At 61.4% G+C, this 16,581-nt stretch carries 11 protein-coding genes and 1 pseudogene; 6 read left to right on the top strand and 6 right to left on the bottom strand.

Features of this window, described 5'->3' with window-relative positions; translation table 11 throughout:
- Positions 1 to 213: 213 nt before the first annotated feature.
- Positions 214 to 2,307: a putative bifunctional diguanylate cyclase/phosphodiesterase gene (locus JFV30_RS14765; RefSeq protein ID WP_010171634.1), complete on the top strand. Its 2,094-nt coding sequence runs from the start codon at positions 214 to 216 to the stop codon at positions 2,305 to 2,307.
- Between the two features lie 72 nt (positions 2,308 to 2,379).
- On the top strand, positions 2,380 to 3,126 hold the full coding sequence (locus JFV30_RS14760) for an SDR family oxidoreductase (RefSeq protein WP_169388737.1): 747 nt from the start codon (positions 2,380 to 2,382) through the stop codon (positions 3,124 to 3,126).
- A 42-nt stretch (positions 3,127 to 3,168) separates the two neighbouring features.
- Here JFV30_RS14760 and JFV30_RS14755 read toward each other — a convergent pair whose 3' ends face one another.
- The 4 genes from JFV30_RS14755 to JFV30_RS14740 all read right to left on the bottom strand — a co-directional run bounded on the left by JFV30_RS14755 (position 3,169) and on the right by JFV30_RS14740 (position 7,086).
- Positions 3,169 to 3,633, bottom strand: coding sequence for a hypothetical protein (locus JFV30_RS14755; RefSeq protein ID WP_242487086.1), 465 nt, complete (start codon positions 3,631 to 3,633; stop codon positions 3,169 to 3,171).
- 95 nt (positions 3,634 to 3,728) lie between these two features.
- Positions 3,729 to 5,138: a GntR family transcriptional regulator MpaR gene (gene mapR, locus JFV30_RS14750; RefSeq protein WP_201124431.1), complete on the bottom strand. Its 1,410-nt coding sequence runs from the start codon at positions 5,136 to 5,138 to the stop codon at positions 3,729 to 3,731.
- A gap of 108 nt (positions 5,139 to 5,246) precedes the next feature.
- Entirely contained in the window at positions 5,247 to 6,662 is a 1,416-nt protein-coding gene (ccoG, locus tag JFV30_RS14745) for a cytochrome c oxidase accessory protein CcoG (RefSeq protein WP_201124430.1), read from the bottom strand.
- A gap of 184 nt (positions 6,663 to 6,846) precedes the next feature.
- Positions 6,847 to 7,086, bottom strand: coding sequence for a DUF3203 family protein (locus tag JFV30_RS14740; RefSeq protein WP_010171627.1), 240 nt, complete (start codon positions 7,084 to 7,086; stop codon positions 6,847 to 6,849).
- Positions 7,087 to 7,205: 119 nt separating this feature from the next.
- Here JFV30_RS14740 and JFV30_RS14735 point away from each other — a divergent pair, with 119 nt between their 5' ends.
- Positions 7,206 to 7,700, top strand: coding sequence for an MgtC/SapB family protein (locus JFV30_RS14735; RefSeq protein WP_010171626.1), 495 nt, complete (start codon positions 7,206 to 7,208; stop codon positions 7,698 to 7,700).
- Here JFV30_RS14735 and JFV30_RS14730 read toward each other — a convergent pair.
- Together JFV30_RS14730 and JFV30_RS14725 are read right to left on the bottom strand one after the other, a co-directional pair.
- Entirely contained in the window at positions 7,697 to 8,254 is a 558-nt protein-coding gene (locus tag JFV30_RS14730; RefSeq protein WP_201124429.1) for a hypothetical protein, read from the bottom strand. The genes JFV30_RS14735 and JFV30_RS14730 overlap by 4 nt on opposite strands.
- A 176-nt stretch (positions 8,255 to 8,430) precedes the next feature.
- The gene (locus JFV30_RS14725; protein ID WP_167664995.1) at positions 8,431 to 8,589 is read right to left on the bottom strand and encodes a hypothetical protein; all 159 of its coding nucleotides are present in this window, start codon (positions 8,587 to 8,589) and stop codon (positions 8,431 to 8,433) included.
- 205 nt (positions 8,590 to 8,794) lie between these two features.
- Here JFV30_RS14725 and JFV30_RS14720 point away from each other — a divergent pair, with 205 nt between their 5' ends.
- From JFV30_RS14720 to glgB, 3 genes and pseudogenes are all read left to right on the top strand, one after another.
- Positions 8,795 to 10,792 (top strand): alpha-1,4-glucan--maltose-1-phosphate maltosyltransferase, encoded by a 1,998-nt coding sequence (locus tag JFV30_RS14720; protein WP_201124428.1) that lies wholly within the window; start codon positions 8,795 to 8,797, stop codon positions 10,790 to 10,792.
- A 148-nt stretch (positions 10,793 to 10,940) separates the two neighbouring features.
- Positions 10,941 to 14,289, top strand: a pseudogene (gene treS / locus JFV30_RS14715) (maltose alpha-D-glucosyltransferase).
- A complete protein-coding gene (gene glgB, locus JFV30_RS14710) occupies positions 14,286 to 16,520 on the top strand; it encodes a 1,4-alpha-glucan branching protein GlgB (RefSeq protein ID WP_201124427.1) in 2,235 nt (744 codons plus the stop codon). The pseudogene treS and the gene glgB overlap by 4 nt, the downstream one beginning before the upstream one ends.
- The last annotated feature ends 61 nt before the right edge of the window (positions 16,521 to 16,581 follow it).

Raw genomic sequence — 16,581 nt, 5'->3', positions numbered from 1 at the left:
GGGCAGTTGATACATCGTTGACTGGCACTCGCCTTCGCGAGAAAGCCCGCTTCCACAGGGTTTTGCGCTGTTTTTGAGCCAGCCGATTGGCGTCAAATTTTGAATGATGGCTATACGACAATATTTCAGGTGTACAAGAATTATTCTCGCTACAATCCCTGACTTTTCAGCCCGGCACGGATGCCGTTCGGCCCATTGGTCACGAGAAGTCCCATGCTCACCGGTAGTTATTCCCCCGCCCTCGTCCTGATTTCCCTGTTTGTCGCGATCCTTGCGTCTTATACCGCGCTGGACCTGACCGGCCGCATTGCCACGGCCAAAGGGCGTGCCGTCTACCTGTGGATGGGCGGTGGCGCGCTGGCGATGGGGGTGGGTATCTGGTCGATGCACTTTATCGGCATGCTCGCCTTTCGCCTGCCGATCAGCCTGGGTTATGACATCGAGATCACGGCGCTGTCATTGCTGATCGCGATCCTTTCCAGTGGTTTTGCCTTGTGGCTGGTCAGTCAACCGCGTTTGCCGGCATGGCAACTCGGGTTTGGCGCCTTGATCATGGGCGCCGGCATCAGCGCCATGCACTACACCGGGATGGCCGCCATGCGCATGACGCCCGGTATCGACTACGACCCCACACTGTTCACCGCCTCGTTGCTGATTGCCGTGGGGGCGTCGGCGGCGGCCTTGTGGATTGCCTTCAACCTGCGGCGCAACACGCCTTACGTGCGTTTGGCCCGGGGCGGCGCGGCGATGGTGATGGGCGTGGCGATCGTTGGCATGCACTACACCGGCATGGCGGCTGCGCGTTTCGCCGATGGCAGTTTTTGCGGCGCGGCCCTGAACGGCTTGAGTGGCAAGGGCCTGGACAACCTGGTGCTGGTGACCACCCTGGCGGTATTGATCATTGCGCTGCTGACGTCTCTGCTGGACGCACGCCTGGAAGCCCGCACCGCAGTGTTGGCGGACTCGCTGACCCAGGCCAACCAGGAACTGACCCACCTGGCCCTGCACGACATGCTCACCGGCTTGCCCAACCGCACCTTGCTCGCTGACCGGATTCAACAAGCGATACAGCGGGTGAACGAAGAGGGCGGTTGCTTTGCGCTGATGTTTATCGACCTGGACGGCTTCAAACCGGTCAACGACGCTTTCGGTCACCACATGGGCGACCAGTTGTTGCAGCAAGTGGGCCTGCGTCTGCGGGAAGACTTGCGCAGCCAGGACACCCTGGCCCGTATCGGCGGTGACGAGTTCGTGTTGCTGGTGCAGTTGGGTCAGCCTGACGATGCGTTGCGCCTGGCCGAGCGCCAGGTGGGTCTGATCAACCAGGCCTTCCGCGTCGCCGAGCATGAGCTGAAAATTTCCGCGAGCATCGGCATTGCGCTGTTCCCCGGCAACGGCGCCACGCCTCAGGAACTGCTGATGAACGCCGACGCGGCGATGTATCACGCCAAGGGCATGGGCAAGAACGGCTACAGCTTTTTCGACGTCTCGATGAACACCAACGCGCGCAAGCAACTGCAACTGCTGCAGGATTTGCGCAACGCTGTGGAGCACGAGCAGTTCCGGTTGTACTACCAGCCCAAGTTCGACGCCATCAGTGGCCGCCCGGTCGGTGCCGAGGCGCTGCTGCGCTGGGAACACCCGCAACAAGGTCTGTTGTTGCCGGACAAGTTTATCGAACTGGCGGAAAAGACCGGGCTGATCATCCCCATCGGCGAATGGGTGCTCAACGAAGCCTGTCGCCAGATGCAGGTGTGGTACGCCCAGGGCTACCACGACTGGCGCATTGCAGTGAATCTGTCGGCGTTGCAGTTCTGCCATGCCGGGCTGGTGAAGAGCGTTGCCAATGCCCTGGAGCGTCACCGGTTGCCGGCCAACAGCCTGACCCTGGAAATCACCGAAACCACCGCCATGAGCGATGCCGATGCGAGCATGACGGTACTGCAGAAGCTTTCGGACATGGGCGTCGACCTGTCCATCGATGACTTTGGCACCGGCTATTCGAGCCTGATGTACCTCAAGCGCCTGCCGGCCAATGAGTTGAAAATCGACCGGGGGTTTGTCCGCGACCTCGAGCACGACAGCGACGACGCGGCGATTGTCTCGGCCATCGTCGCCCTCGGCCAGGCCCTGGGCCTGCGCATTGTGGCCGAAGGCGTGGAGACCGACGTACAGCAGAATTTCCTCACGCGGCTGGGCTGCGATTCGTTGCAGGGGTATCTGCTGGGGCATCCGTTGCCGGCCGAGGGGTTCATGGCCGACATCCAGAGTGCCGAACAGGTGGTGCGTGCGCATTCGGTGACGTGAGCCCATGCAAAACCTGCGGGGCGCAGGTAGTATTGGATCCATCAGCTCACGTTGAATCAGGAGACCTAACACATGGATAAAGTCGTCGTCATCACCGGCGGCAGTCGTGGGATCGGCGCTGCCACGGCGTTGCTGGCCGCTGCCCAGGGCTACCGCATCTGCATCAACTACCAGGCCGATGAGGACGCTGCCCACCGCGTACTTGAGCAAGTGCGCGCCCTCGGCGCCCAGGCCATTGCGGTGCGGGCCGATGTCAGCATCGAAGACGAAGTGATCGGCTTGTTCCACCGGGTCGATACCGAATTGGGCCGGGTGACCGCGCTGGTCAACAACGCCGGTACCGTCGGGCACAAGTCGCGGGTCGATGAGATGTCCGAGTTCCGCATCCTGAAAACCCTCAGAACCAACGTGTTGGGGCCGATTCTGTGTGCCAAGCATGCGCTGTTGCGCATGTCGCCCAAGCATGGCGGGCAGGGCGGCAGCATCGTCAACGTGTCGTCGGCCGCCGCGCGTCTGGGCTCGCCGGGGGAATATGTCGACTACGCCGCATCCAAGGGCGCGCTGGACACCTTCACCCTCGGGCTTTCCAAGGAAGTGGCGGGTGAGGGGATTCGGGTCAATGGTGTGCGTCCCGGCTTCATCTTCACCGACTTCCATGCCCTGAGCGGCGACCCGGACCGGGTCAGCAAGCTGGAGCCCGGGATTCCCATGGCCCGTGGCGGGCGTGCTGAAGAAGTGGCGGAAGGGATTATCTGGCTGCTGTCGGACAAGGCGTCCTATGCCACCGGGACCTTTATTGACCTGGCGGGCGGTCGCTAGGTCTGTGCTCGTTGTGGCAAGGGGCAAGCCCTTGCCACACGCTCAATAGCCGGCCCAACGCAGTACCGTATAGCCCTTGTTCGAGAACTCGCTGAGTAGCCGGCCCTCGGAGTTGTCCTGGGTGCTGTAGCCTGAGTCAGAAAACCCGTCTACCACTCCATTTCGAGTGTGGCTGGCGTTCAGCTTGCGGTCGTCGAGGTTGTCAATGAACCGCAGCACTTTGTCCAGGTTGTAGGCGGCATCGGCGCGTGAGTCTGGATCCGGATTGGCTTCGGTCCAGTCGCCGACTTGCCGCTTGAGGTCATCGCCCACTGCAAGATGATCGTGCCCCCCAAGGAAATGGCTAAGTACGCTGCTTTGCTCAATGATCCTTTCTGCTGAACGATGGTCGCCAGCCGGGCGACCTATGGGGCCAGTCATTTCACGTACCTGGTTCTGTTCTGCTGCCGTCATGTAGTTAGGTGGGCCGGGTAGCGGTGTCAGGCCCGCCGGGGGAGAAATATTCATCGAGTACCTTTGATGTGGGTCAGGGAAAGGACGTTTTTCGTGGAGAGAAATGTCCCACTCCTGTGTGGTCCAGCACTCCGCGTGGTTCCAAGGTTTTAAAACGAACGCACAATCTTCCCCAGCGTTTCCATCGCCTTTTCACTCGACTCATCCCACGGGCTGCCGTAATTCAAACGAATGCAGTTCCTGAAGCGCTGCGTCGGCGAAAAAATCGGCCCGGGAGCGATACTGATGCCCTGTGCCAACGCCATCTGGAACAACTTCAATGAGTCGGTCTGCTCCGGCAACTCCAGCCACAGGAAATATCCGCCTGCCGGCTGGCTGACCCGTGTCTGCGCCGGGAAATAGCGCGCGATCGCCGCGAGCATGGCGCTTTGCTGCTCCTCCAGCGCATACCGCAACTTGCGCAGGTGCCGGTCGTAGCCGCCGTGTTGCAGGTAATCGGCAATCGCCGCCTGGGCCGGCATCGAGGCGCACAGCGAGGTCATCAGCTTCAGGCGCTCGATCTTCTGCGCATAACGCCCGGCGGCGACCCAGCCAATGCGGTAGCCGGGGGCCAGGCTTTTGGCGAAAGAGCCGCAGTGCATCACCAGGCCTTCGGTGTCGAACGCCTTGGCCGGTTTCGGAGCCTGTTGGCCGTAGTACAACTCGGCGTACACGTCGTCTTCGATCAGCGGCACCTGATGGCTGCGCAGCAACTCCACCAGCTCCTGCTTCTTGGCCTCGGGCATGGTTGCGCCCATGGGGTTCTGGAAGCTGGTCATGCACCAGCAGGCCTTGATCGGGTAGCGTTCCAGGCTTTGGGCGAGCACCTTGAGGTCAATGCCGTCGCGCGGGTGCACGGGAATTTCCACCGCCTTGAGTTTCAGGCGTTCCAGTATTTGCAGGCTGGCATAGAACGCCGGCGCTTCGATGGCCACCAGGTCGCCCGGTGCGGTCACGGCCTGCAGGCACAGGTTCAGCGCCTCAAGGGCGCCGTTGGTGATCAACAGTTCTTCCATTGGCAGCATCAGCCCGCCGACCATGTAACGCAGGGCGATTTGCCGGCGCAGCTGCGGGTTGCCCGGCGACATGTCGGTAACCACCATGCGTGGGTCCATTTCCCGGCTGGCGCTGGCCAGTGAGCGGGCCAGGCGCGGCAGCGGGAACAGCGTCGGGCTGGGGAACGCCGAGCCGAAAGGCACGGTTTGCGGGTCTTTGATGGAGTCGAGCACCGAGAACACCAGCTCGCTGACGTCCACCTCGGTGGTCTCGTGCACGTGGGCACTCACCACCGGCTCGGAAAACGGGCTGGGCGCATGGGTGTTGACGAAGTACCCGGAGCGTGGCCGGGCGCGGATCAGCCCGCGACGCTCCAGCAGGTAGTAGGCCTGGAACACCGTGGACGGGCTGACGCCATAGGTCTGGCTGGCGTAGCGCACCGAAGGCACGCGCTGGCCCGGGCCGAGGACGCCGGAGCGGATCAGTTCTGCGATGTCGTCGGCGAATTTTTCGTAGCGTTTCATTGGGGCCTAGTGCTTTGAACAGATTTTGCTGATTGAACACAGATCAAAAGGTGGGAGCGAGCAAGCCCGCTCCCACATTTGATCTCCAGTGTTTCTGAAACCCGGTTTTTAACGATTCAACGGCGCTACAAACCGGCTATCCGCCGCGCTGTAAACCCATGGCTCATCCACGTCCGTTACCTTGAAACGAATGGTCTGGGAACTGCTGGCCGGCTTCTCTGCGGTCATCGCCACCGACACCGGCACATCGGTGATTTCCCCGGGCGCCAGGCTGATGTCGGTCTTGCCCTGCAACTGGAAGCCGTCTGCGTCTACCAGCCCCAGGCGGTAATCCTGGCGCTGCTGGGTCTTGTTGATGACCTTGAGGCTGTAGATATTCTCGATCAGGCCTTCACTGTTCTCCCGGAACATCCCACGGTCCTTGGTGACGTCCAGCGACACCATCGGCCGTACGACCAGGGCCACCACCAACGCCCCGATCATCACCAGCAACACGGCACTGTAGCCGATCAGCCGCGGCCTGAGCAGATGGGTCTTGCCCCCTTGCAGCTGATGCTCCGAGGTATAGCTGACCAGGCCGCGGGCATAGCCCATTTTGTCCATGATCGAATCACAGGCGTCGATGCACGCGGCGCAGCCGATGCATTCCATTTGCAGGCCGTCGCGGATGTCGATGCCGGTGGGGCATACCTGCACGCACAGTTGGCAGTCGATGCAGTCACCGAGGCCGACGTCCGCCGGTTGCACATCACGTTTGCGCGGGCCGCGGTGCTCGCCACGGGCCACGTCATAGGAAATGGTCAGGGTGTCCTTGTCGAACATCACACTCTGGAACCGCGCATACGGGCACATGTGCATGCACACGGCTTCGCGCAGCCAGCCGGCGTTGAGGTAGGTGGCACCGGTAAAAAACAGCACCCAGAACAGGCTCACGCCGCCCATCTGCCAGGTCAGCAGTTCTTCGGCCAGGGGGCGGATCGGCGTGAAGTAGCCGACAAACGTCAGCCCGGTCAGCACGCTGATGCCCAGCCACAGGGTGTGCTTGGCCGAACGCCTGGCCAGCTTGTTCAAGCTCCAGGGCGCGGCTTGCAGCTTGATGCGCTGGTTGCGCTCGCCTTCGGTGACTTTTTCGCACCACATGAACAGCCAGGTAAACGAGCTTTGCGGGCAGGTATAGCCGCACCACACGCGGCCTGCGAACACCGTGATCGCGAACAGGCCGAACGCACAGATGATCAACAGCGCCGACAGCAGGATGAAGTCCTGGGGCCAGAACGTCGCGCCAAAAATGTGGAATTTGCTTTCAGCCAGGTCCCACAGAACGGCCTGGCGTCCGCCCCAGTTCAGCCACACGGTGCCGAAAAACGCCAGGAACAGAAAGCCCGCGCCCACCACGCGCAAGGTTCGGAACAGGCCCGTGAAGCTGCGGGTGTGAATCAGGTTGTCGCTGGAGGTGGCCTTCATCTTCTTTGGATGTGCAGGCTCATACATTTCTACGGTTCGGACGGGGATTCTATCGCTCATGGTCTTTCGCTCATCAGCCTCCATCAGGCAGATGAACTATGACCGGCGCTCTGTTTGCATAACAGGCTCAGGTATGGCGATTAAAAGCGGATCAGATGGGCCTGTGATGCGCGCCTGCGACAATGTGCTGCACCCTGTGGCGCGTGGGGTGCAGCGCTTTTGCGGGCGTGATGATCCAGGTCAATCAAATCACCGAATCACCGTCGGTGGCCTTCAGATGCTTACGGCCGTCGGTGGCACCTGCGACGGTCAATGCGTCGGCTTCTGCTTCGGTGATGTAGACGCGATCGCCATTCAACTCCACGGCCGACATGGACTTGGCGCTGTCGGTAATCACCGTGACATCGGTGGCGGGGAGGCTTTGTTCGTCGCCGTGCTCATCGACCTTGAAGTAACAGGTCTGGTTTTCGATACGTACGGGCATGGTGCTGTCCTTTTCCGGGGGTACTGAGGGTTAGGCGTTGCCCGTGGTTGAATGGTTCTGCGCAACTGACTGACGGTCAGCGTTGTCCATCCCGTATCGACCCTTGAAAGGACACGACCATGGACGCCTGGTGGCATGAAGTCTGGCAAACCCTGCAAGCGGAATTTGCCGACATTGGCGATGCCCGGCAACTGACACAGATCACCGTGCGGTTGCTGATTGCGGCCATTCTGGGCGGCATTCTGGGTTTTGAACGGGAACAGAAGGGCAAGGCCGCCGGGGTGCGCACCCATATGCTGGTGGCCATGGGGGCAGCGCTGTTTGTGTTGGTGCCGAATTTGTCCGGCTCCCAGGCCGACGCCATGAGCCGCGTGTTGCAAGGTGTGATTGCGGGCATTGGTTTTCTCGGCGCCGGTACCATCCTCAAGGGCAAGGAAGACGAGGAGGGCCAGCACGTCAAAGGCCTGACCACCGCCGCCGGCCTCTGGATGACCGCCGCCATTGGCGTGGCGGCCGGGATGGGACGTGAGTCGACGGCGGTGTTGAGTACGGTGCTGGCACTGATGGTGTTCAGTGTGATGCCAAGGATTGTCAGGTTGCTGGAGAAGGATTAGCTGGAGCCCATCCCTGCATTGATGTTGTGCTTGCTGAGGCGCGAGCCCAGATCTGTCAAGGTGTTAGCCATCGTCCCGGAGTGTCGAGCGCTCTGACGTGCCTGGGCCGCCGATTGGCGCCAGTCTGCCAAGGATTTCAGTATCGCGCTGTCGTCATCGGGGTCGGTTGCCATTTGAAAGAGCATCTCGGTTTTTCGTCTTTGAGTGTCCTCATCGATCGCTTTTTCCATGGCTTGCGTGGCGGCGCTCAGTCCAGGGTTGATAGCGTCTTTATTCAACAACTCGCCGATATCCATCAGCGTCTGGGCATTCGCCTGGGCATCGGGACCACGCAGCAGGGTGCTGATGTTCGCCGGGGTCAATAGATCACGGAGCCTGTTCAGGGTGTTGACGCTTCCTTGAGCGTCAGGATTGCGCAACAGCTGATCAATGTTGTCCTTGGTCAGCAGCGCTTTCAGGTCGTTAAGGGGTTGCCCGGTCTGGGGCCCGCTCGGGGGCAGCGCATTTTGCGGAGAGGGGTGGTAGGCACTCGGCTGGGTATTGATCGTCGACATGATGTTTTCTCGCAGGATGATGGAATAAACGCTACATCCCGAGGGCGTGCGTTTTCGCGAGATAAGTCTTATGGGGCGTATAGGCTCTGACTCTAAGAGTCATCTCTGTTGCCGGTAGGAAGTTTCGGTTTTGACGATCAGCCTGGATCGTCAAAACCTCAACTGTCACGTTCGCTTCAGACAATCACTGGCGGCATCGTCGTCGGTGGCTCCTCCACCGGTGGTGGCTGAGTGCCAGGCGGTTCTTGCTCGGGAATCGGGTCCGGTTCGGTGGGTGGCAGGGTGGGCTTGTCAATGTTCGGGTCCGGGGTTTCAGCCGGGATCGGGATATTCATCGGTGTGGCCTCCTTTGTGCTTTGCTCTATAGGTGGACAATCGAGCGGTGGATTTGATTCCCCGCCCGATGGCGGCATATCCACCTGAACTTTTCATCCGCCGGTACGCTCGGAACCTATACGGCCCTGCTCAGGGAGAGCGGTGCCGTTTCAGAATTTGGATCAGGCACAAGAGCGTCCACTGGGCGTTAAGGGGAGATGCTCGATGACTGCTGAAACACTGACGCACGATGATTCAACCTCCACGTTACCGCTGTCCCAGGCACTGTTGCTGCCAAGGATTGCGATTGAAAGCACCACCCCGGTCATCGATGGCGGCGAGTTTGCCGTCAAGGCTGTGGTCGGCCAGCGCGTCCAGGTCGCCAGCAAGGTGTTTGCCGATGGTCACGACAAGCTCGCGGTGCTGATCCGCTGGCGCCCGCGCAGTGAAGAAAGCTGGCACAGCGTGGTGATGACCGATGTTGGCAACAACGGCTGGGAAGGTGCGTTCACCGTGACCACCCAGGGCCCGCATGAGTATTGCATCGAGGCCTGGATCGACACGTTTGCCAGCTTCCGCTACGAATTGAGCAAGAAACACGAGGCCGGTGTGCCCGTCAGCCTGGAATTGCAGGAAGGCCGCAGCCAGGTACTGCAAGCGGCCGAGCGCAGCGACAACGAATTGCGCGACCGCCTGATGCTGCTGCACCACGAACTCTCCGGCCTGCTGGAAACCGAGCAAGTCGCGCTGTTCCTGCACGAAGACAGTGCACACCTGATGACCCAGGCCGACCACCGCGCCTATTTGAGCATCAGTGCCGTATACCCGATTGATGTAGAGCGCGAGGCGGCGCAGTTTGCCAGCTGGTACGAGCTCTTTCCCCGCTCGATCACCGATGATCCTGCGCGCCATGGCACCTTTAACGATGTGCACTCACGGCTGTCGATGATCCATGACATGGGTTTTGACGTGCTGTATTTCCCGCCGATTCATCCCATCGGCCGCAGCCATCGCAAGGGCAAGAACAATTCCCTGACCGCCGGGCCGGATGATCCGGGCAGCCCGTACGCCATCGGCAGCGAAGAAGGCGGCCATGAGGCCATCCATTCGCAGCTGGGCACCCGCGAAGACTTCCGTAACCTGGTCAAGGCCGCCGCTGAGCATGGCCTGGAAATCGCCCTGGATTTTGCCATCCAGTGCTCTCAGGACCACCCGTGGCTCAAGCAGCATCCGGGCTGGTTCAACTGGCGGCCCGACGGCACGATCAAGTACGCCGAGAACCCGCCGAAGAAATACCAGGACATCGTCAACGTCGACTTGTACGCCGCGGACGCTATCCCCAGCCTGTGGGTCGAGTTGCGCGACATCGTGGTCGGCTGGGTGGAAGAGGGCGTGAAGACCTTTCGTGTCGACAACCCCCACACCAAGCCGCTGCCGTTCTGGCAATGGCTGATCAGTGATGTGCGTTCCAAATACCCTGAAGTGATCTTCCTCGCCGAAGCCTTCACCACCCCGGCGATGATGGCGCGCCTGGGCAAGGTCGGTTACTCCCAGAGCTACACCTACTTCACCTGGCGCAACACCAAGGCCGAGTTGAGCGAGTACCTGAGCGAGCTGAACGAATCCCCGTGGCGCGAGTGCTTCCGGCCGAACTTCTTCGTCAATACGCCGGACATCAACCCGGGTTTCCTGCATGAGTCCGGCCGCGCCGGCTTCTTGATCCGTGCCGCGCTGGCCACCATGGGCTCCGGCCTGTGGGGCATGTATTCCGGCTTTGAACTGTGCGAAGCCGCCCCGGTGCCGGGCAAGGAAGAGTACCTGGACTCGGAGAAATACGAGATCCGCCCACGGGACTTCACGGCGCCGGGCAACATCATTGCCGAGATCGCCCAGCTCAACCGCATCCGCCGACAAAACCCGGCGCTGCAGACGCACCTCGGGCTGACGCTCTACAACGCGTGGAACGACAACATCCTGTACTTCGGCAAACGCAGCGAGGACGGCAGCAACTTTATCCTGGTTGCCGTGAGCCTCGACCCGTTCAACGCCCAGGAGGCCAATTTCGAGTTGCCGCTGTGGGAGATGGGCTTGCCGGACGACGCCCAGACCCAGGGCGAGGATTTGATGACCGGCCACCGCTGGACCTGGTACGGCAAGACCCAGTGGATGCGGATCGAACCGTGGCACCAGCCGTTTGGTATCTGGCGCATTACCGTTTCCTGAAGCTGATTGAGATCGTTCCCACGCTCCGCGTGGGAATGCAGCCCCGGACGCTCTGCGTCCCCAAGCGTGACGCGGAGCGTCGCAACAGGCATTCCCACGCAGAGCGTGGGAACGATCAGCGACCCCACGAATTTTCCAGGAGTTTCCAATGGCGAAGAAACCCAAGGCTGCCACCTTTATCAAAGACCCGCTCTGGTACAAGGACGCGGTGATTTATCAGGTTCACGTCAAATCCTATTTTGACTCCAACAACGATGGTATCGGTGACTTTCCAGGGTTGATCGCCAAGCTCGACTACATCGCCGACCTCGGCGTGAACACCATCTGGCTGCTGCCGTTTTATCCCTCGCCACGCCGCGACGACGGCTACGACATCGCCGAATACCGTGGCGTGCACAGCGACTACGGGACCATGGCCGACGCCAAGCGCTTTATCGCCGAAGCCCACAAACGCGGGCTGCGGGTGATCACCGAGCTGGTCATCAACCACACCTCGGACCAGCACCCGTGGTTCCAGCGTGCGCGCAAGGCCAAGCCCGGCTCGGCCGCGCGGGACTTCTACGTGTGGTCCGATGACGACCAGAAATACGACGGCACCCGCATCATTTTCCTCGACACCGAAAAGTCCAACTGGACCTGGGACCCGGTCGCCGGCCAGTACTTCTGGCACCGCTTTTATTCCCACCAGCCGGACCTCAACTTCGACAACCCGCAAGTCATGAAAGCCGTGCTGTCGGTGATGCGCTATTGGCTGGACATGGGCATCGATGGCCTGCGCCTGGATGCCATCCCGTACTTGATCGAGCGGGACGGCACCAACAACGAAAACCTCCCGGAAACCCACGACGTCCTCAAGCAGATCCGTGCCGAGATCGACGCCAACTACCCGGACCGCATGCTGCTGGCCGAGGCCAACCAGTGGCCGGAAGACACGCAACTGTACTTCGGTGACAAGAAGGGCGATGACGGCGACGAATGCCACATGGCCTTCCACTTCCCGCTGATGCCGCGCATGTACATGGCGTTGGCCCAGGAAGACCGTTTCCCGATCACCGACATTCTGCGCCAGACCCCGGAAATTCCGGCCAATTGCCAGTGGGCAATCTTCCTGCGCAACCACGATGAACTGACCCTGGAAATGGTCACCGACAAAGAACGTGACTACCTCTGGAACTATTACGCCGCCGACCGCCGCGCGCGGATCAACCTGGGGATTCGCCGCCGCCTCGCGCCGTTGATGGAACGTGACCGCCGACGCATCGAGCTGCTCAACAGCCTGCTGCTGTCGATGCCGGGCACGCCGACCCTGTACTACGGCGATGAAATCGGCATGGGCGACAACATCTACCTCGGCGACCGCGACGGTGTACGCACGCCAATGCAGTGGTCCATCGACCGCAACGGCGGCTTCTCCCGCGCCGACCCGGCGAGCCTGGTGTTGCCGCCGATCATGGACCCGCAATACGGCTACCAATCGGTCAACGTCGAAACCCAGACCCAGGACCCGCACTCGTTGCTGAACTGGACCCGACGCATGTTGGCCGTGCGCAAACAGTCCAAGGCCTTTGGTCGCGGCAGCCTGAAAATGCTCTCGCCGAGCAATCGCCGCATCCTGGCCTATACCCGTGAATACACGGGCACCGATGGCAAGAATGAAATCATCCTCTGCGTGGCCAACGTGTCCCGCAGCGCCCAGGCGGCGGAGCTGGACCTCTCGGCGTTCGCCGGCATGGTCCCGGTAGAGATGCTCGGCGGCAACGCATTCCCACCCATTGGCCAGCTGAATTTCCTGCTGACCCTGGCGCCGTATGGCTTCTACTGGTTCGTGCTCGCGGCAGAAAACCAGATGCCGAGCTGGCACGTGGAGCCGGCGCAAAGCATCCCGGACTTCACCACCCTGGTGCTGAAAAAGCGCCTGGAAGAACTGCTCGAAGCGCCATGCCGCACCACCCTGGAACAAAATGCCTTGCCGGCGTGGCTGCCCAAGCGCCGCTGGTTTGCCAGCAAGGACACCGCGATTGATAGCGTGCACATCGCCTACGGCGTGCGTTTTGGCGACCCCCAACACCCGGTCTTGCTCAGTGAGATTGAAGTCACCAGTGCCGGGCAGGTCAGCCGTTATCAGTTGCCATTCGGCTTCCTGGGTGAAGACCAGTTCACCAGCGCCTTGCCGCAACAACTGGCGCTTGCCCGTGTGCGGCGGGTGCGTCAGGTCGGTTTGGTGACGGACGCGTTCAGCCTCGACACCTATATCCGCGCGGTGATCCAGGGCTTGCAGGCCAACACCGTGCTCAGTTCCACCGACGGCGAGATTCGCTTCGAGCCCACGGCGCAGTTGGCCAAACTGGAATTGAACGACGAGTCGGAAGTGCGTTACCTCGCCGCTGAACAGTCCAACAGTTCGGTGGTAGTGGGCGGCAGCCTGGTGCTCAAGCTGATCCGCAAAGTCAGCGCGGGTGTGCACCCGGAGCTGGAAATGGGCGCCTACCTGACGGAAGCCGGCTACGAACATATCTCGCCGCTGCTGGGCTCGGTGATACGCCACGACGCCGACGGCCAGGACAACCTGCTGATGATTGCCCAGGGTTACCTGAGCAACCAGGGCGATGCCTGGGGCTGGACCCAGAACAACCTGGAACGGGCGATTCGCGACGAACTGGCAGAAGCCATGTCCGAGCAGGAGCAGCACTACAACGCCCTTGGCGAACTGGCGGACTTCGCCGGCTTGCTCGGCCAGCGCCTGGGTGAAATGCACGCAGGTGCTGGCAGCGCCCACCACCAACAAGGCCTTCAAACCCGAGGTTACTTCCCTCAAGGATAGCCAGGGCTGGGCCAGGCACGTGGGTGCACAAATCGACCGTGCGCTGCAGTTGCTCAAACAGCATCAAACCCAGTTGAACCCTGCTGACCAGGCATTGGTCAGTGCTTTACTGGAGCAGAAAAAGGCGATTGCCAGTCATGTTCAGGACCTGGCGAAAGCCACGGTGGGCGGGTTGCGCATTCGCGTGCATGGCGACCTGCACCTGGGCCAGGTACTGGTGGTCAAGGGCGATGCCTACCTGATCGACTTCGAGGGCGAACCGGCGCGACCGCTGCATGAACGTCGCGGCAAACACAGCCCGTACAAGGACGTGAGCGGGGTGCTGCGCTCGTTTGATTACGCGGCGGCCATGGCGGTGAATGTGCAGGGCGTCGACCAGTCGCCTGAAGCCAATGCGTCCCGGCAGCGGGTCGCGGATCGCTATTTGCATGAGGCCAGACAGGCATTTATCCAGGCCTACCACGCGGCCACGACTACACTGGGCCATGACTGGCAGGATGCCAAGGGCCAGGACGCAGCGCTGGCGTTGTTCAGCCTGGAGAAGGCCGCGTACGAAGTGGCCTACGAAGCAGAGAATCGCCCGAGCTGGTTGCCGGTGCCGTTGCAAGGTTTGCACGGGCTGCTCAGCGGGTTGAAACCAATATCGAAAACTGCACGCGGTGGGGAGACGTCATGAGTTTTACAAGCAAAGAACCGCTGCAGCCAAAGTTGACTGCGATGCCGGCGTCCAAGGACATCGAGGCGCTGGTGCGCGCAGAGCACCATGACCCGTTTTCAATCCTCGGGCCCCATGATGACGAGCAGGGCGGCCAGTTCATTCGCGCCTTCCTGCCTGAAGCCTTGAGTGTCCAGGTACTGGCCAAGGACAGCGGCGAGCACATTGGCAGCCTCGACGCGACTCAAGTGCCAGGCCTGTTTGTCGGGCATTTCGGCAGCCGCCAGGCGTACCTGCTGAAGATCCAGTGGGCCGGCGGCGAACAGATTACGGAAGACCCTTACAGCTTCAGCCAGCTGTTGCTGGGCGAAATGGACCTCTACCTGTTCGCCGAAGGCAATCACCGCGACCTCAGCAGTTGCCTCGGTGCACAAGTGACCAGCGTCGACGGCGTCCAGGGTGTGCGCTTTGCGGTGTGGGCGCCGAATGCTCGCCGTGTGTCGGTGGTGGGCGACTTCAACGTCTGGGACGGGCGCCGTCATCCGATGCGCCTGCGCCACCCGTCCGGGGTCTGGGAAATCTTTATCCCGCGCCTGCAACCGGGCGCGGCTTACAAATACGAAATCCTCGGGACCCACGGGATTCTGCCGCTCAAGGCCGACCCGATGGCCCTCGCCACGCAGATGCCGCCGGACACCGCCTCCAAAGTCGCTTCGCCGCTGCAAGTCGACTGGCAGGACCACGACTGGATGCAGTCCCGTGGCGAGCGGCAAAAGCCCAGCGCGCCGTTGTCGATCTACGAGCTGCATCCCGGCTCCTGGCAGTGCGAACTGGATGAAGTCGGCGAAGTGGCCCGCCAGTACACGTGGCGCGAGCTGGCCGAGCGGTTGATTCCCTATGTGCAGCAACTGGGCTTCACCCATATCGAACTGATGCCGATCATGGAGCACCCGTTCGGCGGCTCCTGGGGTTACCAGGCCCTGTCGCAATTCGCCCCGACGGCGCGCTTCGGCTCGCCGGATGATTTCGCGTTTTTCGTCAACGCCTGCCATCAGGCTGATATTGGCGTGATCCTCGACTGGGTACCGGCGCATTTTCCAACTGACACCCACGGGCTGGCGCAATTCGACGGCACCGCGCTGTACGAATACGCCAACCCGCTGGAAGGCTTCCACCAGGATTGGGACACCCTGATCTACAACCTCGGCCGCACCGAAGTCCACGGCTTCATGCTGGCGTCGGCGTTGCACTGGCTCAAGCATTTCCATATCGACGGCCTGCGGGTGGATGCCGTGGCGTCGATGCTGTATCGCGACTATTCGCGCAAGGCCGGCGAATGGGTGCCGAACCGCCATGGCGGGCGGGAGAACCTCGAAGCCATCGACTTCCTGCGTCACCTCAACGACGTGGTGGCCCTGGAAGCCCCCGGCGCCCTGGTGATCGCCGAGGAATCCACCGCCTGGCCGGGCGTGAGCCAGCCAACCCAACAGGGCGGCCTGGGTTTCAACTACAAGTGGAACATGGGCTGGATGCACGATTCGCTGCACTACATCCAGCAAGACCCGGTGTACCGCGCCCATCATCACAACGAGCTGAGTTTCGGTTTGGTGTATGCCTGGTCCGAGCGCTTTATCCTGCCGATTTCCCACGACGAAGTGGTGCACGGCAAACACTCGCTGATCGACAAGATGCCCGGTGACCGCTGGCAGAAATTTGCCAACCTGCGGGCCTACCTGAGCTTCATGTGGATGCACCCGGGCAAGAAGCTGCTGTTCATGGGCTGCGAATTTGGCCAGTGGCGTGAATGGAACCACGATCAGCAACTGGACTGGTACCTGCTGCAATACCCGGAACACCGGGGCGTGCAGAAGCTGGTGGGCGACCTCAACCGCCTGTACCGCGAAGAGCCCGCGTTGCACGACCAGGACGACGCGCCTCAGGGCTTCCAGTGGCTGATCGGGGATGACGCCATCAACAGCGTCTACGCCTGGCTGCGCTGGAGCAAGGACGGCCGGCCGGTGCTGGTGGTGGCCAACTTCACACCGGTGCCGCGCGAGGCCTACAAGGTCGGCGTGCCGTTTGCCGGGCGCTGGAGCGAGGTGATCAACAGCGACGCCGATACCTATGCCGGTTCCAACTTCGGCAACGGTGGCGGGGCGTTTACGGAGGATGAGCCCAAGCATGGGCAGCCATTGTCGCTGTCGTTGAACCTGCCGCCGTTGGGTGTGTTGATCCTGCGGCCTGAAGGCTGATCATCCAGGCGATGAAGACCAAATGTGGGAGCTGGCTTGTTGTGGTGAGGGGGCTTGTCCC

Origin of the sequence: Pseudomonas sp. TH32, assembly GCF_016650855.1 — a bacterium.
Lineage (GTDB): Bacteria > Pseudomonadota > Gammaproteobacteria > Pseudomonadales > Pseudomonadaceae > Aquipseudomonas.
This window is presented reverse-complemented; position numbering and strand designations above follow the sequence as displayed.